The organism is Paraburkholderia aspalathi, from assembly GCF_900116445.1.
In the GTDB taxonomy this organism is placed as follows: Bacteria; Pseudomonadota; Gammaproteobacteria; order Burkholderiales; family Burkholderiaceae; genus Paraburkholderia; species Paraburkholderia aspalathi.
In genome coordinates, this window is record NZ_FPBH01000009.1 from 62,163 (window position 1) to 79,854 (window position 17,692).

The window sequence follows — 17,692 nt, forward strand, 5'->3', positions numbered from 1 at the left end:
GTCGTGGATATTATCGGCATCGGCTACCTCGGCTTCGAGACGGCCAACATGGATGAATGGCGCACCTATGGCCCCGAAGTGCTGGGCTTGCAAATCGGTGCGTCGCCGGAAGCGGATCGCGATTCGCTGTACTTCCGGATGGACGACCGGCGCCACCGCTTTGCGTTTCATCCCGGCAAGGTCGACCGGCTCGCCTATATCGGCTGGGAAGCGCGCGGCAAACTGGAGTTTCAGGCGGCTGTGGCGCGGCTGCGCGAAGCGGGTGTCGAAGTCACGCAAGGCGACGCGGAACTGCGTGGCGTACGCGACGTCGTGCGTTTTCGCGATCCGGTCGGCTATCAGCATGAACTGTTCTACTCGCAGAAATGGATGCCGCGCTCGTTCATCCCGGGCCGTCCGCACGGCGGCTTCAATGCCGGCGCGCGAGGTCTCGGTCATATCGTGGTGATCACGCCGGAGTTTCCGCCGGAACTCGAACACTTCCTGACCGTGGTGATGGGTTTTCACTACTACGGCGCGGGAGCGGGCAAGGGCAAGACTGCGTTCTATCGCTCGAAACTGAACACCAGCACGAGTCACGACATTGCGTACGGGCTCGGGCCGAACAAGATGGGTATCCAGCACATCGGGCTTTTCGTGAACAATCTGCGCGACGTGGGCGAGACTTACGACATCGTCAAGCAACGCAAATTGCCGATGATGATGACGCTCGGTCAGCACACGCAAGACCCGCACGTGTCGTTCTATCACTTCTCGCCGGGCGGTTTCGCGTTCGAGGTCATCACCGAGCTCGAGCCCTGGCACGCTGACGGCTTCGAGTTGAATCCGGAAAAGCTGAGCACGTGGGGCCACGAACTGGTCGGCCCAATCCTTGGTCCGAGCGTGCGCGCGCCGGAAGAAGTGATGGATGCCGAGGGTCTCGCGATTCTCGCGATTCTCGCCGCCAAACGTCAGCCGGCCTAGCCATGAAGCTCGCAAGAGTCCGCGACGCGGCGGGTGAGAGTTTCTGGGCTCAGGTCGATGAAGACGCGCGCGAGGTGCAGCGCATTCGCGCGCCATTCGAAGTGTGGGCGCCAGTGGTCGCGGATCAGGGCGACGCGGCGCTCGAGCTCGATGCACGCCGTTTGCCGCTCGCCGAATTGCAGTTGTGTCCGCCGGTGAATCCCGGGGCGCGCGTGTTCGGCGTCGGTCTGAACTATCTGTCGCACCTGGTGCGGCTCGGGCGCAAGCAGGCGCCGCCGCATACGCTTGCCTATATCAAGCCGGCATCGGCACTCGTGCCGCCGGGCGGAGAGATTCAGTATCCCGCCGTCACGAACCAGCTCGATTACGAAGTGGAACTGGTGGCGGTCGTCGCGCGTGCGTTCGGCGACGAACCGCAGGCGAGCGCGTGTCTGCTCGGCTATACGGTTGGCAACGACATCAGCGCGCGGGATGCTGGCAAGCAGATCGGTTCGCTCGATCTGTTCACGCAGAAGGCGCTCGACAGCACCGCGCCGATCGGTCCGTGGATCACCACACTCGATGAGTTCGGCGGGCCTGGCCAGCCGTGCGTGACGCTGAGCTTGCGTATCAACGGCGAGGAGCGTCAGCACGATACGACCGACCAGATGATTTTCCCGGTCGACGAATTGTTGAACTATGTCGATGCGCGCATCGCGCTACGGCCGGGCGATCTGGTCTTCACCGGGTCGACATGTGGGGTAGGGCTCGAAGACGGCCGCTTCCTGCAACCGGGCGATGTGATCGAAGCGCAGATCGAGCGCATCGGCGTGTTGCGTAACCGGATCGGAGCGAAGCGCGTACTCTCGCCGATGCGTGCTATTGGCCGGTTGGGGCGCGGTGAATAGGCGAGTGCGATTGATCAGTGCACGAGGCAAGCGCACTACGTAAGTGCAGCAGGCAAGTGCAGCATCGTAATCACACGGCGGCTGAGCACTCACGCTTAGCCGCCGTTTTCATTTACCGACGCTGTTGCGCATCGTGCAAAGCGGCGAGCGTTCGCGCGTAGGGCTTGACGCCCGAGCCAATCAGCCACAATCCTAACAGCGCTGCGGGAGCCGCCGTACACGCTACTGCATAACGCAAAGCGCCGTCGCGATGAAACACGTGATCGGTGACGAGCGCGACCGCGGTCGGCCCTAACCCGATGCCCAGCAATCCCGCGAGCAGCAGATACACAGCGATGGCCTGACCTCGCATGCGGTTGGGCACGACCGCCTGAATCGCCGCGGGCGCCGCCGACTGGGCAATGCCAAGACCGAACACGCTGACGAATAGCAGCGCGAATGCGAGACGGGCGTCCGGCATCAGAGGCCATAGCGCGCACGGCAGCGCGAATACCGCTGAGCCCAGCAGCGCGATGCGAAAGCGTGCCGCTGTTATGCCGCGCGCCGTCCACGCATCGCTGAGAAAACCGCACACCAGGGTGCCACCCGCGCCTGCAATGGCAATGATCAGGCCGAGCACCGGCCCGGAACGCATCGGCTGCATACCGAAGTTGCGCTCGAATAGCGCGGGTGCCCAGGCAAGCGCGCCATAGCCGATGATCGACAGCAACGCCGGGTAAGTCAGTACACGGGAAAACGTTGCGGCATGCAGGCGCAGATAACGCGTGAAATCGCCGATGGAAGCGTTCTTGTCTGCATCGATTCCAGCGCTTGCCACCGCCACTTCCTGACGCGCCGGCTCGCGCACCGTCACCAGCAACAGCAAGGCGAGCGACACGGCGGGCAGCGCCGCCGCGACAAACGCGAGGCGCCATGCCGGCACGCTGCCGATACCCGCAATCGCCAGACCGTGCGGCGGAATTGCCGCCAGCAACCAGCCGCCGAGCAGTAACGAGGCACCCGAACCGATCGCAATCGAGACGTAATAGATGGCGATCGCCCGGCCACGCTGCGCCGGCGTGAAGCAGTCGGCGATCAGCGAATAGGCGGCCGGCGCGAGCACCGCTTCGCCGATTCCAACCCCGATCCGCGCGAGCAGCAGGTGCGTATAGCTCTGGCCGAGCGCAAAGAGCGCGGTGGCCGCACCCCAGAACAGCAACGCGACGAAGATCAGATTGCGACGGTTGCCGCGATCCACGAGGCGGCCAAGCGGCAAACCGGCCAGCGTGTAAAAGATCGCGAACGCGTAGCCCTGCAGCAGACTGAATGCCGTATCCGAGATGCCGAACTCTTTGCGCAAAGGACGTACCAGCAGCGCGGGCAGTTGACGGTCAAGCTGAGACAGCAAAGTGGCTGCGAATAGCACGGCGATGACGTACCACGCGTAACGAGCCGATGGGTACCTGGCTAGTGTGCCAGCCGACGTGGCAGTCGCCGAAGCGGATGATGAGGCAGTCACTGACGCCATCGGAGAGGTCGACCCTGAGGCAGTCGCTGAGGCGGGCGCGCTCTGCTGCGTCCGGGGCGTGAGGGCGGTGGGCAAAACAGGACTCCCGAGGCAGATGGATGTCCGCCCGCGCGAGGCGGGCGGTATCGCTCGTCATGGCATACCGCGTGCCGAAAGTAGGGGGCTGGCGCAGCGTGATGGCATTCCCGTCTGCTTACTGCTCGACCGCGGCCTCGCCGCGTGCCTTCACCGCTTCGTAGAAGTCGCGTTTGAGTGTCGGGTAGTACGCGATCTGGCCGCCCATGCCGCCGGCGATATCGATCGATGCCGCGCTGATGAAACTCGCGTAATCGCTCGACAGGAACAGCGCCATGCCCGCGACGTCTTCCGGTTTGCCGAAGCGGCCGATCGGCACGACCTTCAACACCATCTGGTCGAACTCCTCACGCGTGCAGCCGGCCGGCATCTCACGATAGTGGCGGTCCCACTGGCCCGTGTCGATCCAGCCCATGTTCAGGGTGTTGACGAGGATGTTGTCTTTCGCGAGCGACATGCCGAGCGATTTCGACATCGCCACGCAGGCCGCGCGATTGACAACCGACGGAATGCCGTCCGGCGTCGGCACGACGCCCGCAAGTGCGTTGATCTCGATGATGCGGCCCCAGCGTTGCTTGCGCATATGTGGCACCACCGCTTGCACGAAGCGGAAATGCCCCATTTGCAGGATGTTGGCATGCTCGAGGATCTGCTCGGGCGTCAGCGTTTCGAGGTTGCCGCCACGGCCCTGGCCGGCATTGTTGATCAGCACGTCCACGCCGCCCCAGCTTTGCGCCACATGTTCGACAAACTGTTTGACGCCTTCGGTATCGGTCACGTCGACCGAGTGCGCGATCACGGCGGACGCGCCGCGCGCTTTCAGGTCTTCCGCAACGGTTTCAAGGTCGGCGGTGGTGCGCGCACAAATGGCGACGCGCGCGCCTTCGGCGGCAAAGGCCCGCGCGATTGCGCGGCCGATGCCGCGTGATGCGCCGGTGACGATCACGCGCTTGCTGCTCAGGTCGATCTGCATATGTCTCCTCATGTCGGGCCCAGCAATGATTCGCCCGCCGGGTGGTGTCTGGTTTTTATAATTTAAACAGAATATCTATAAATGTACAGATAAACTGAGTTAAAATTCCTGGCGCATGCGGGCTAGTCCATCGCCACATGTGCGTCGGCGGGCGAGGCGCGCGAGTGACGGGCCGGGCGGATGATGGCCAGCAAAGGAATCACCAGCAGGGTAGCGATGAACATCAGCTTGAAGTCGTCGATATACGCGATCATCGAGGCCTGCTGGGTGACCTGCATATTCAGCAGCGCGAGCGCGCTTGGGGAATGCGGATCGACTTGGTTTTGCACCACGGGGTCGTACACCGACACATGCGCGGCCAGCGAGGCATGCGCCACTTGGGTATTGCGCGTGATGAAGGTCTGGACCACTGAAATCCCGATACTGCTGCCGATGTTGCGCATCAGGCTGTAGATCGCGGTGCCGTCGCTGCGCAGCTCGCTGGAAAGCGTGGAGAAGGTGACGGAGCTGAGCGGCACGAACACGAGTCCCAGGCCGAAGCCCTGCACCACGCCCGGCCAGATAATGTCCGATGGAGACAGCACCAGCGTGTAGTGCGTCATCTGCCATAGCGCGAACGCCGAGATCAGAAAGCCGGTAACGAGCAGCAGGCGCACGTCGAAACGGCCGATCAGCCGGCCCACCACCATCATGGCGATCATCGTGCCGACGCCGCTCGGCGCACTGACGAGGCCAGCGGTAGCCGCGTCGTAATTCATCAGCGACTGCAACATCGGCGGCAACAGGGCACGCGTGGCGTACATCACGGCGCCGACCACGAAGATGAAGAACACGCCCGTCACGAAATTGCGGTCTTTCAACAACTGATAGCGGAAGAAAGAGCGTGGCCCGGCGGTCGCCGTATGAGCAATGAAGAAGGCGAAACTGATGACGGCCACCAGCGCTTCGGCGCGAATTTCCATCGAACTGAACCAGTCGAGCTGCTCGCCGCGATCGAGTAACGCCTGCAACGCACCGACCGCCAGACTCAGGGTGGCGAAGCCGAAAAAATCGAAGCGCTCGCCGAGCTTGCGGCGGTTTTCCGGCAAGTAGGCGAGTGTGCCGAACAGCGCGAACGCGCCCACCGGCAGATTGATGAAGAACACCCAGCGCCAGTTATAGCTTTCAGTCAGCCAGCCGCCGAGCGTGGGCCCGAGAATCGGCCCGACCATCACGCCCATGCCCCACACGGCCATCGCCTGACCCTGCTTTTCGCGTGGATTGATATCGAGCAGGATGGATTGCGACAGCGGCACCAGCGACGCGCCGAAGATCCCTTGCAGCAATCGCGCGATGATGATTTGCGGCAGCGAGTCCGCCAGACCGCAGAGGCCGGAAGCGATCGTGAAGCCCGTGATCGACGCAGCCAGCAGATGCTTGACGCCGAAGCGGGTAGCGAGCCAGCCGGTGAGCGGCGTAGCAATGGCCGCGGACACGATGTACGAGGTGAGAACCCAGGTGATTTCGTCCTGCGACGCGGACAGCGCACCCTGCATATGCGGCAGTGCCACGTTGGCGATCGTGCTGTCGAGCGATTGCATCAGCGTGGCCAGCATGATCGACACGGTGATGAGCGGCCGGTTGAGCCCGGCGCCGGGTTGCAGCGGCTGGGCGGATGCCGTGGGATGTCCTGCCATAACGTAGAGGTCTCAGTCGCGCCGTGCGCAAAATTAATAAGCGTGCTTATTGTAATTGAGACAGATATCGCCGTCATGTTCACATTAAGCTAAATTGACTCGTATAATCGCCAGCATGAAGAACGGCTACGACAACCGCTTGGGCTTTCTGATCACGGACGCGGGCCGGCTGTGCGGCCGCCTTTTCGATGAGCGTGCCAAGGCTCGCCTCGGGTTGACGCGTGCCCAGAGCCGGGTGCTGGCCTACCTTTCCTGGTATGGCGAGACGAATCAGGCGAGGCTTGCCGAGACGCTGGAGATTTCGCCGATTTCGCTGACGAGGCTGCTGGACAGAATGACCGAAGGCGGCTGGGTGATGCGGGTGGCGGATGCCAGCGACCGGCGGGCTTACTGCGTGAAAGCGACCCGGAAAGCACGCGCAGCGCTCGTCCAGGTGCTCGATGTCGGCGATCGGGTGGCGGACGAAGCTTTAGCCGGTTTCGATGCTCACGAGCGTGAAGTGCTGATGGGCTTGTTGCATCGTATGAGGGCAAATCTGGCCCAGGCGATCGCGAGTTGCGGCACGGCCGAGGTATGAGCGGGTGCCGGGCCTGGCCAGCCTGCGCCCTTCGTCATGCTCAGCATCGGCTCAACAGAATCTCCGCCAGCTTCACCGGCTCGCTGATCATCGCGTTATGACAGGTATCGAGTTCGATCACTTCGTCCACGCCGCCCAGGTTGCCGATGAATTCGCGTTGCACCTTTGGCCGCAACGCACGGTCGCGTTGCGTCAGCACCCAACTCATCGGTACGCGCGGTAATGTCGAGCGATCGACCGGTTCCGTTGTCACTCGGGTGCTTTCTGCGCACAGACCCGCGACCACGCGTTGCTTCTGCTCCCGCGTCATGCCGTTGGCAAATACCCAGCGCGCGATAAACGCGGGGAGCGGCGCGCTAACAGCCGTGCGCCGCGCGGCTCGCGACGCGATCACGTTCATCGGCGCATGCAGTGTATCGAGCACGGTCTTACCGTCAGGCGGGATGCAGCAGGCGATGAAAACCATCCGTTGCATGAGCGCGGACCCGAGCCGCGCAGCCACACCGGGTAACGTGATCCCCGCCATCGAATGGCCGACCAGCATCACCCGGTCCGGCCGTGTCGCGAGAATCTGCGCCGTCACGCTCTCGACGCATTGCGCGATGGTCAGCGTCGCCAGATTACCCGGTTCGTTACCGTGGCCGGGCAGATCGACGGCAAGTACCTGCGCAGAAGGATCGCGCGCGCGCAATGCGTCGACGGTGGGCTGCCAGCACGCACCGCTATGCTGGCCACCGTGCACCAGAACGATAGTCGGCTTGCCGGCGGACTTCGGCTTTGCAACTGAAGTATCGAAGTCCGGCCGCGCCTGAGACGACGGCTGCGCGCTCAATATGCTTCTCTACCGCGCGCGGCGAACAGCGCACGCATCGGTGCCAGCGTCGGCGCATGGCTCGTGAAGCCGCCATCGACCGGGAGGGTCGCGCCGGTGATGAACGCGGCTTCGTCCGAAGCGAGAAAGCACACGACGTCCGCCACATGCTTCGGCTCGCCGAGATAGGGCGTCAGATGGCCGTCGAGAATCACCGCCTTGATGTCGTCGGGCAGCGGATGCGCGCCACCGTTCTCCGCGACCACGAGACCGATCTGAATCGTGTTCGAGCGAATCCCTTGCTTGCCGTACTGCGCGGCAATCGACTTGCTCAGGATTGTCAAGCCGGCCTTCGACGCCGCATACGCGCTCAAGGTGAAATCGCCCTGCGCGCCAAAACCGGACGACGCATGAATGATCGAGCCGCCGCCCACCTTCAGCATCGCGGGAATCGTGTGCTTCGAACATAGCATCGGGCCGCGCAGATTGACCGCCATCGCGCGATCCCATGCTTCGACTTCGACGTTGCACACATCGCGGTCGCCGCTGCGTTGCGCGGCGTCGAGCACGGCCGCATTGTTGTGCAGGATGTCGATGCGTCCAAAGCGCTCCAGCACCGCGGCGACCATTGCCTTGACCTCGGCCTCGGAGGAGACGTCGGTGCGCAGCCCCATCGCGTGTTCGCCGATCGATGCGGCGACGGCTACCGCGGCATCGCCGTTGATATCGACCACGGCCACGCGCGCGCCTTGTGCCGCGAGGCCGCGTGCGCACGCGGCGCCGAGTCCGCCGCCGGCACCGGTGACGATCGCGACCTTTCCGTCAAGCTTGCCGCCGGATTTTTCGCTATGTTGATGCAAAGTTTGCGTACCGCTACCGCTAGTCATCTGCTCAATCTCCAGTGAAAACAGGGGTGCGCTTTTCCTTGAAGGCCAGCGCGGCTTCCTTCACGTCGTCGCTCGGGGCGAGCAGCGCGAACAGGTCGAGCTCGCGATCCAGGCCGCGGCGCAGATCGAGTTCGAGCGCGGCGCGCGCTGCCTGCTTGACGTAGATCGTGGCCGCCGGCGATTTCGCGGCGAGCCGGTCCGCTAGCGTCTGCACTTCGGCGATCAAACTCTCGGGCGTCGCCGAAATGCGCGTGACGAGGCCGATTTCCTTCGCTTGCTGCGCGCTCATCCGGTCCCCGGTCAGGAGCACGTCGAGTGCGCGGCCGTGGCCGACCACCCGCGCGAGACGCTGCGTGCCGCCGCCGCCCGGAATCAGGCCGAGGCCGGTTTCCGGCAGCGCAAGCACGGTATCGGGCGACGCGAAGCGGATATCGCAGGCGAGCGCGATCTCCAGTCCGCCCCCCATGCAGAAACCATGCAGCGCGGCGAGCACAGGTTTCTGGACCTGATCGAGCGCCTCGATCCAGCGCGAGCGTTCCATGCGCCGCCGCACTTGCAGCGACGATTCGGACCCGCGCTTTTCCTTGATGTCCGCGCCCGCGCAGAAGCCGCGCGGGCCTTCACCGCGCAGCACGATCACGTGAACGTCGGGATCGGCGTCGAGGAGCTGCAGCGCCTGCGGCACGCCACGGCGAATTTCGTCATTGATCGCGTTGATCTGTTCCGGCCGGTTCAGCACGATCCACGCGGTCTTCCCGTTGCGCTCAACGCGCACGGTGGGGTTGATCGTCAGCCCATTCATGGTGGAGGTCCCCTCGTGGGTAGTCAGCATTTAACGGGGCGCCTGAAATTCTTCGAACTCGAACAGCTGGCCGTCGAGTTCGGCGGGGTGGATGCGAATCAGCGAACGGCCGCCCACGGCTTCGGACGATTCGACCCAGTCGAAGCCAATGCCGCGCGCCTTCAGGTCTTCGGCCTTCACTTGCAGGCCGTTCACGGCGATGCGCACGAAGTAGGGTCCGGGGCCCCAGCTGTTCAGATAGCGACCGGCCTGGCCGTCCCAACGGGTCGCCTCGAGCACGTCGAGCGACGCGCTGTTGGGCAGCGTGAAGCCCATTCGCGCGCGCCTGTAGCCTTCGCCGACCAGCGTTTCCACCGCGCCGACCGGTTCCCAGTCGAGATTCGCCGAGCAACGGCGCAGGGTCTCGTCGAGGTCGCGCACGAGAAAGCCGCGTGCGGTGACACGCACCAGTTGGCCCGGCTGCAGATCGCGTGGTTGCGGCGCGGGTGTCGCGAAAGTTTCGGGCGGCAGTTGCAGCGGCTCCATCGGCATGATCTCGATGCACAGGCCGCCGTCCACGGAAGGTTCGTACTCGGGGCGCTCGGGTGTCACGCCGACCCACAGACGGTCGAAAGGCATTTCCGGCGTGCGCTGTGCCATCCGGAACGGCAGGCGGCGGCGCATCAGACGCTCGAGGGTCTGTTCGAACTTCGGACCATGCGCGGCAACCACGATCGAATGCGTGAGGATCGGCCGATGCTTGCCCTGAAATGCTTCGAGGCTCTGCAGAAAATGATGGAACGACGGGTCGCCGGGGTTCGGGCGATCCAGATGCACTTGCGGCTCGACGCGTGTCGGCGCCACCGCCAGCGACTTGTGCACGCGCAGAAAATGCGCGATGTACGGATGGTTGTCGAACGCCTGGCGCCAATTCGGGTGCTTGTGAATCCCCAGCTTGTTGACCAGCAATTCGGTCATCCCGTCCGGGTCCGGAACCATCATGTCGGCGGTCATCAGCAGATCGAACATATCGGTGAATCTCCAAAAAGTGTTGGATGAACGGCTTGTCAGGACGCCTGACGGGCCACCGGCGCGGCGGCGCGCAGGCGGGTGGCCGAGGTGGCGATTGCGGGTTGCGTGGCTTCGGAGGGTTCGGTGCCGGAGCCGCCGCGCAGGCGCTCGGCTTTCGGCCGCAGCAGGAAATAGGAGAGCGCTGGAATCAGCACGAGGGCGCCGACCATGTTCCACAGGAACATGAAGGTGAGCAGGATGCCCATGTCAGCCTGGAATTTGATCGGCGACCAGACCCACGTGACGACACCGCCCGCGAGCGTGAAGCCGACCAGCATCACCACCTTGCCGGTGAACATCAATGCGTCGCGGTAGGCCTCGCGCAGCGTGGCGCCGGCGCGTTGCCGCGCGAGTTGCACCGAGAGGAGATACAGCGCGTAGTCGACGCCGATCCCGACGCCGAGTGCGATCACCGGCAGCGTGGCGACCTTCACGCCGATGCCGAGCAGCACCATCAACGCTTCGCACAACACCGAGGTGAGCATCAGCGGAATCAGCGCGACAACCACCGCGCGCCACGTACGGAAGGTAATGAAGCACAGGATCGCTACCGACGCGTAGACCAGCAGCAGCATCTCGCGATTGGCCTGCTCGACAACGATATTGGTCGCCGCGTCGATGCCGGCTGAACCGGCGGCCAGCAGAAAATGCCGTTCGGGCGTGTCGTGCGCCGCGGCGAAATCGTCCACCACGTGCACCACGCGCGTCAGCGTCTCGGCCTTGTGGTCGCTCAGGAAGACCAGCAGCGGTGCGACCGTACGGTCAGCGTTGGTCAACTCGGGCATGGCCACCACGACGTTGGAAAACGCATCGCCGGAGACGAACGGATCGCGATTCACGGTCAGCCACTTGGGCGAGCCTTCGAAGTTGCCGGCCGTGTACTGCCGCACCACGCTTGCTGCCGACACCGTGCCGCGCACGCCTTTGGTCTCGCGCAGCTTTGCTTCGAGGCGGTCCATCTCGGTCAACGTCGGGAAGCTCTCCACGCCACCGGCCGGTGTCTTCACGATCACAGCGAAGACATCGCTCGACAGGTTGTAGTGCTGGTTGATGAACGCGTTATCGCGGTTGTAGCGCGAGTTCGTCTTCAGTTCGGGCGCGCCGGAATCGAGGTCGCCCACCTGCAGATGGGTGCTGATCGCAAAACCGCCGATAAACAGCAATAGCGCGCCGACCAGCGCGCCAATTGCCCAGCGGCGGGTGGAAAAGCGGTCGAAGCCCTGATAGCTGCGCACCACGAAGCCGCGCTTCGCTTGCGGATCGGCGCTCAGGCGCGCGCGGCGCACCGCGGACCGGCTCACGCCCGTGTACGACAGCAGCACCGGCAGCAGCACAAGGTTCGTGAAGATCAGTACCCCCACGCCGATGCTGGCGGCGAGCGCGAGATTACGAATCACGGGCACATCGATGATCATCAGCACCGCGAAGCCGACCACGTCGGCGAGGAGGGCGGTCAGGCCGGCGAGGAACAGGCGCCGGAACGTATGACGGGCGGCCGCATAGCGATGCACGCCGCGCGCGACGTCGCGGGTAATGCCGTTCATTTTCTGCGCGCCGTGCGAGACGCCGATCGCGAAGACAAGGAACGGCACGAGGATCGAATAGGGGTCGATCGAGAAACCGAGCCACTGCACGATGCCGAGCTGCCAGGTCACCGCGGCGGCGGAACACAGCACGACCAGCCCCGTGCTGCGCAGGCAGCGTGTGTACGCATAGAGCGCGAGCGCGGCGATCAGCGCGGAAATACCGAAGTAGATCAACACGCCGTCGAGACCGTCGATCAGGTCGCCCGCCAGCTTCGCGAAGCCGACGATGTGAATCTTGACGTTGGGGGTTTCAAGCGAGCGGATCTGCTTTTCGAGATCGTGCGAGAGTGCGCGGTAATTCAGTGGTGCGCCGGTGGCCGGGTCCTTGTCGAGCAGCGGCACGAACACCACGCTCGAACGCTCGTTGTTGGCGACCACCGAGCCGCCGATGCCGGCGCGGGCCACATTGCGACGTAATTCGTCGAGGCTTTTCGTGGAGCCGTCGTAGGCTTCGGGCATCACGGGGCCACCGCGAAAGCCGTCCTCGGTGATTTCGGTCCAGCGCACCGACGGCGTCCACAGCGACTTCATGTAGGCACGGTCCACGCCGCGCATCAGGAACACTTTGTCGTTGATCTTCTGCAGCGTGCGCAGATAGTCGGCGTCGTAGATCGAACCGTTGGTGTTCTCCACCGAAATCCGCAGCGAGTTGCCGAGCGCACGCAATGACGCGGCGTTGTCGAGATAGTTGCGCACGAACGGGTGCGACTGCGGAATCATGTTCAGGAAGTTCGCGTTGACTTCCAGACGCGTGGCGCGCGCGCCGAACAGCGCCGTCAACAGCACGCAGACGATCACGATGAGCGCGCGATGATTGAAAATCAGCCGCTCGACCGGACCGCCTGAACGGCGGTCGAAAGGCTGCGCCGGTTGCGGTTGATCCTTCGCTGCGGACTGATCGTGTGGGTTATCCATGCTGAACACCTCTAGTGATGCAATTCAATGGCGTCTCTCGCGCCCGCTGCATTTACTGCACTTACTGCGCTGATTGCGCCTGTCCGGCTCAGCGCCGCGCGCCGATCGCCTCAACGCTCATACCGCTCGAACCACCGAGCGCGACGCGATCCGCGCCGTCCGCGGCGATGCCGGCGAACAGCATCGGCGTATCGGCGGAGACGCGCTGGAAGGCGCCACTAACCGGATCGGCGACCAGCAGCATCGCGCGGCTGCCGCAGATCACGATGCGGCCATCGCCAAGCACGGTGGCACCGTTCAGCGTCGAATCGGTACCGGTGTCGGCTTTTTGCCAGCTGTTGCCCTGGTCGGTGCTCTGATAAACGGTGCCGCGCAGGCCGAAGGCAAAGAGCCGCTGGTCGTTGCCGACGATGCCGAAGAAGCTGCCGCTGTAGCCCGATTGCAGGCGCTTGAACTGGCCGCTCGCCCGATCGAGCCGGAACACGGTGCCGCGTTCGCCCGCGATATACACCTCGCCGCCAATTCCGCGAATCGCGTTCAGATTCAGGAAGTCCGGGTTGTCGATGTGCTCGAGGCCGGGCTGCCAGGTCTTGCCGCCATCGGTCGTCATGGCGAACGAGCCGAACGAGCCGACCGCATAGCCTTCGGTGGCGTTGTCGAACCAGACATCGAGATAAGGCAGCGACGGGCCCGCTTTGGCATTGTTTTCTTCCTGCTTCTGATACGTGGAGGCATTCGCGTCGCCGCGTGCCACGGCGTCCCGGTAATAGGCGACGAAGCGCTCGTTGGAGATGCGTCCGTCGAGCTGTTTGCTCCAGCTCGTGCCGCCGTTCGAGGTATGCAGAATCACGCCGTCGTGGCCGACAGCCCAGCCTTGCGACGGCGTGGGGAAGGCCACCGCCGTCAGATCGCTCTGCACCGGACTGGGGACCTGGCGCCAGCTATGCCCGTGGTCGTCGGACACGACGATCACGCCCCGCTGGCCGACGCCGACGAGGCGTTGACCAGCGCTCGCCACCGCGGTCATCGGCCGGGTGGCGGGTGAGACGGCGGTTTCGGCGGGCGCGTCGAGCGGATCGACAAAGCGTGCCGAGTGAGGCGCCGGCGGCTCCGCGCTGGCCGTCGCGGCGAGCGCCGCAGCACTCGCGAGCGCCGCGACGATGGCCGTCAGACATTGCACTGACCGGAAAGTCATGGGTAAGTCTCCGCACACACAGGTTGCCAACGCATTGGCAACGAATTGACCATTCTTCGACCATGCAGGCAGCGCGCTCGCCGGATCGATGCCCGGTTCCAGCGAGTGCGCGCCGCGCCGTTTAGCGCACGCCCGCGCTTTGCAGTGCTTGCGGCGTGTAGTACGCCTGGTTCGGCAATTCGTCGTACGGGATCATGTGGGTGACCGGATCGCCCTGGTCCGCGATGACCGCGTAGTTGCCCTTGGTCAGGTCGTAGACCACCTGGATGGGCTGGCCGACGCGCGGCTTGTCGTAAGGAATGATGTCCAGCGTATAGGAGGTACGGTAGAGCGCGTTGCTCTGGTCGTACGCGTCGTACGCCACGATCAGCCACGTGTCTTCGTCGATGTAATACGTGCGATGGCTGTAGACATCACGCTGACCCGGCTTGAGGGTCGCCTCGACCACCCACACCCGATGCTTCTCCCAACGCACGACATCCGGATTGGCGAACTTGTCGCCCACCAGATTCGGCGACTGATACGCGCGATAGTTGTTGTACGGCACGATAATTTCTTTCTCGCCCGCCAGCTTTAAATCGAAGCGGTCCATCCGGCCCTGGAAGCCGCCGATTTCGTCGAACAGCAGCGTACCGCCGATGCCCGCCATCGGCGTGTCGTACTTCAGTTCGGGCGCCACGCGCACACGCCGCTGACCCGGCATGTAGATCCAGGTGGTGTCGTCCTGGTCGCCGTTATTGACGCTGTATTTCGCCAGATACAACTGGCCGACCTGCGACGAGGGGCCGAAGAAGCTGGTGTAAGTGAGGCGGAAGTACGGGTCGTTCAGCCTGGTCGCATTGCGGTCGTAGAACGGATAGATGAACTTCGATTCCTGGTCGCCCATCAGCGTCTTGTGGCCGGCTTCGTCCACGAAGATCGTGCGGAAGCGGAAATCGGTGCGCACGCCCTGGTAGCGCATATTCTGATTCCACATCACTTCATAGCCGTCTTTCGGGATCGGGAACGGAATGCAGCCGAATGCGCCTTCCACGCCATCACCCTTGATCTTGCCGACCAGCTTCGCCGTGGTTGCGCAGCTCACCGTGTTCTTCAGCACCCAGTCCGGATAGGTCATTGTGCGCCGCGTCTTGTAGACGTCGACGCGAAAACCCGGGAAGCGGTCGAGCAGTGCCTTGGTGCCAGGCGTCAGCGCGTCGGCGTACCTGGCCTGATTGGCCTTGGTGATCGATTCGATCGGCTTGTCATCCTTAAACGGATCGGGATAGCGGCCGCTGCCTGGCTTGAAGTCGGCGGGGATGGTCAGATCCTTCACGCCGCCTGTGTAGGCAGGGATCGAACCGTCCGCGTTGGCGGCTTTCTGTGCGCCGAATTCGGTGAGCTTGCCGCCCAGCTCTTTGGCTTCGTCGGCGCTGACCGCCGCGAGCACAGGCCCACTGGCGGCGACTGCCGTCGCCATCGTTGCCAGTACCATTGCGAGTTTCATGCTTGTCTCCAGAATGTGTGTCAGAAAAACCAACTGGTGCGAGACGGCTTTTTATCCGGCGCCCGTGAGGGCGTCCGTGACAGAAAGCGGGCGCGACCTTCGCCCGTCAGAATGAAGAAGAAAACGTCAGCGAAACCCAATTCTTGTCGTTGTAGAAAACCGGACCATTGCCCGTTGCGTAATACGACGGACCCCCGCTCGGCAAACCGTTAGCGAGACCGAAGTTGGTCTGGCCGCCCGCGTGCGAGTGATAGCCGTTGTATTGCAGCGTGACGTTGTATTTGTTCTGGATCAGCGCGTGCAGGCCGAAGGTGTAGATCATCGAACCCTGGTTGGTGCCCCCCAGACTCGGCGTATTGCCCCACAGGCCGTACTGGATGAACATCGGCGCGTCGAGGTCGACACCCGGAAACACCTGCAGCCATTGCGGATCGAACTGCACCGCCAGCGCCACCGAATTGTTGGTCGAGCAGCCGGCCCATTTGCTGCCTGTCGGACATTCGGTCGAGTTGCCCACGCCGTTGTAGAGCGCGCCGTTGCTGGTGGTCTTGACCTTCTGCGTGAAAGCGATTTCAGCCAGCGCGCTGCCGGTGTTCCAGAATGGCGTGCGCGACAGGCCCGCCAGCACGTTGCCGATCACATTGACGACGTCGCCGCGCGCGCCTTGCTGGCCGCTCAGGTCGCTCGCCAACGGACCGGTGCCACTGTTCAGCGCGGTGTTATGCCGGTACGACACTTCGAAGCCCGTGCTGAAGTCGCCGATCTGCCGGTCGAGACTCATGCCGTACAGCTTCACGTTCGAGCCATAGGCAAGGTGATAGTTGGTCGCACCGGTTGCCGGGTTCACGCCCAGCAGCACCCACGGCTGAGTTTCCGTCAGATTGCGGTAATAGAAGCCGAACGTGCCACCGAGCCATTGCGGCGCCCATGTGACCTTGGCGCCGTAGTCGTTATGAAAACCGTTGTTCGGCATCACGTCGGCGCCGCGCGGAATTGCCCCCTCCAACAGGTTCGGCCCCTGGAAGCCGAAGCCGACCGTGCCCAGGTAGGTGCCGCCTTCCGGCAGACGGGTCGGCATATATTCGGCGAAATACTGCGCGGCGAGTGAGACGGTCGGCGTGAGTTGGGTTTCGAACAGCACCTGGGCGCGCGGGATCGCCAGTTCCTTTGCCTGCGTCCCGGGCGAGGCTGCGCCCTTGATGTTGTCGGACGCGCCTTGACCGTAGTTAATGCCCTCGCTACCGAAGATCAGCGCATTGCCCCAGTACTGGGTGAGGCGGCCGACCTTGATCGCGCTCGGCTGGCCATTGATCTCGAACTTGTAGAACACGAATGCATCCAGCAGATCCGCGCCCTGCTGGTAGTAGCGCTCGGTGTAACTGCCGTAGTGGTTGCCGGTGTACGAGTTGAGGCTCGAGTAGGGCACCCCGGGGTAGGCGGCGCCGGGGTTGTTGTTCACACCGCCGCCGTACGCGAAGTCTTTCCACAACGAGGCGCTGACCCGAAAACCGAATTTGTCCTGGTAGACCGCATCGAATTCGCTCAGATCGGACACGCGGTTGGTAACAATGTCGCCAGCGTGCTTGAACTTGTAATCCGATTCACTGTAAAGCGGGTTATTGCCGATCGAGTCGTTGATGCCCTGGGCACGCATGCCCAGGTTGTAGCTGATCGTGTTGTCCCAATTGATGTTCAGATCGGGGTTCGAACTGAGTTGCACGGCGTTGACCGATGCGGCCCAGCATCCCAGAGCCATCGCGATACCGAGGCTCATCCGGCTTTTTTCGAATCTGGCGCAGCTGCTCATTCCCTTCATCTCCTTGTCTCCGTAGCTCCCTGCCGGGGCCGGGTTTTTGTTTGACGGTGGTGACGGCACGGTGCTGCTGGCCTCGTGGCTTCCACGCTGCCGCCCAGGGAATTGCACACAGTGTTCAACTCTGTGCAGTCTGCTCGTCGGGACTTGTTAGATTCGCCTGGATTCGGAATTGAATTCTATAGATAGAATTTCGACTCCGACTCTCTCGTTTTCCCCTATTCGAGACAAATTTGACGAAGTTGTTCATATCCATTCTGATAATGGGGCAAGGACGCTGCGTGGCGTAACGCCAGAAGACCGGGAGTCAGCCCATTTCCGCAGGGGAAAGGTGTGCCGTCGGGCAAGGACAATGGCGTCGTATTTTTGAGCGGATCCTTATGTGGAAAGGACTTTCGGGCAACGGTGAGCGTCGGATGCGAGTGTGGAGAGGCCGCATGGAGCGCAACCCGGCGCAGGGCATCAATGGGTGGACGCAGGAAATAGACA

14 protein-coding genes are annotated in these 17,692 nt (G+C 63.3%); 3 read left to right on the forward strand and 11 right to left on the reverse strand.

The features are described 5' to 3' along the window. Positions 1-3: 3 nt before the first annotated feature. Both BM438_RS15985 and BM438_RS15990 read left to right on the forward strand, forming a co-directional pair. A complete protein-coding gene (locus tag BM438_RS15985; protein WP_093635203.1) occupies positions 4-963 on the forward strand; it encodes a VOC family protein in 960 nt (319 codons plus the stop codon). A 2-nt stretch (positions 964-965) separates the two neighbouring features. Then, positions 966-1,850 carry a fumarylacetoacetate hydrolase family protein gene (locus BM438_RS15990; RefSeq protein ID WP_093635204.1) on the forward strand — a complete coding sequence of 295 codons (885 nt, stop codon included), beginning with the start codon at positions 966-968 and terminating at the stop codon, positions 1,848-1,850. Positions 1,851-1,962: 112 nt separating this feature from the next. Here the strand turns inward: BM438_RS15990 and BM438_RS15995 are convergent, their stop codons facing one another. The 3 genes from BM438_RS15995 to BM438_RS16005 form a co-directional block, all read right to left on the reverse strand. Then, positions 1,963-3,348, reverse strand: a complete 1,386-nt coding sequence (locus BM438_RS15995) for an MFS transporter (protein ID WP_244179380.1) — start codon at positions 3,346-3,348, stop codon at positions 1,963-1,965. Between the two features lie 202 nt (positions 3,349-3,550). Then, positions 3,551-4,405: an SDR family oxidoreductase gene (locus BM438_RS16000; protein ID WP_093635206.1), complete on the reverse strand. Its 855-nt coding sequence runs from the start codon at positions 4,403-4,405 to the stop codon at positions 3,551-3,553. 122 nt (positions 4,406-4,527) lie between these two features. Next, positions 4,528-6,081 (reverse strand): DHA2 family efflux MFS transporter permease subunit, encoded by a 1,554-nt coding sequence (locus tag BM438_RS16005; RefSeq protein ID WP_093635207.1) that lies wholly within the window; start codon positions 6,079-6,081, stop codon positions 4,528-4,530. 115 nt (positions 6,082-6,196) lie between these two features. On the opposite strand from BM438_RS16005, the gene BM438_RS16010 reads away from it, so the two are divergent. Continuing rightward, positions 6,197-6,658, forward strand: coding sequence for a MarR family winged helix-turn-helix transcriptional regulator (locus BM438_RS16010; RefSeq protein ID WP_093635208.1), 462 nt, complete (start codon positions 6,197-6,199; stop codon positions 6,656-6,658). Positions 6,659-6,698: 40 nt separating this feature from the next. On the opposite strand, the gene BM438_RS16015 is transcribed toward BM438_RS16010, so the two are convergent. From BM438_RS16015 to BM438_RS16050, 8 genes are all read right to left on the reverse strand, one after another. Continuing rightward, positions 6,699-7,490, reverse strand: a complete 792-nt coding sequence (locus BM438_RS16015; protein WP_093635209.1) for an alpha/beta fold hydrolase — start codon at positions 7,488-7,490, stop codon at positions 6,699-6,701. Next, the gene (locus BM438_RS16020) at positions 7,487-8,356 is read right to left on the reverse strand and encodes an SDR family NAD(P)-dependent oxidoreductase (RefSeq protein ID WP_093635210.1); all 870 of its coding nucleotides are present in this window, start codon (positions 8,354-8,356) and stop codon (positions 7,487-7,489) included. Before BM438_RS16020 ends, BM438_RS16015 begins: the two co-directional genes overlap by 4 nt. Positions 8,357-8,360: 4 nt before the next feature. Next, the gene (locus BM438_RS16025) at positions 8,361-9,188 is read right to left on the reverse strand and encodes an enoyl-CoA hydratase/isomerase family protein (protein WP_244179381.1); all 828 of its coding nucleotides are present in this window, start codon (positions 9,186-9,188) and stop codon (positions 8,361-8,363) included. Then, positions 9,189-10,166, reverse strand: coding sequence for a VOC family protein (locus BM438_RS16030; RefSeq protein ID WP_093635212.1), 978 nt, complete (start codon positions 10,164-10,166; stop codon positions 9,189-9,191). A gap of 38 nt (positions 10,167-10,204) precedes the next feature. Then, positions 10,205-12,709 (reverse strand): efflux RND transporter permease subunit, encoded by a 2,505-nt coding sequence (locus tag BM438_RS16035; RefSeq protein ID WP_093635213.1) that lies wholly within the window; start codon positions 12,707-12,709, stop codon positions 10,205-10,207. A gap of 88 nt (positions 12,710-12,797) precedes the next feature. Beyond that, entirely contained in the window at positions 12,798-13,904 is a 1,107-nt protein-coding gene (locus BM438_RS16040) for a YCF48-related protein (RefSeq protein WP_093635214.1), read from the reverse strand. Between the two features lie 121 nt (positions 13,905-14,025). After that, a complete protein-coding gene (locus tag BM438_RS16045; RefSeq protein WP_093635215.1) occupies positions 14,026-15,390 on the reverse strand; it encodes a DUF1329 domain-containing protein in 1,365 nt (454 codons plus the stop codon). A 106-nt stretch (positions 15,391-15,496) separates the two neighbouring features. After that, a complete protein-coding gene (locus BM438_RS16050) occupies positions 15,497-17,197 on the reverse strand; it encodes a DUF1302 domain-containing protein (protein WP_167378400.1) in 1,701 nt (566 codons plus the stop codon). Positions 17,198-17,692 lie beyond the last annotated feature (495 nt).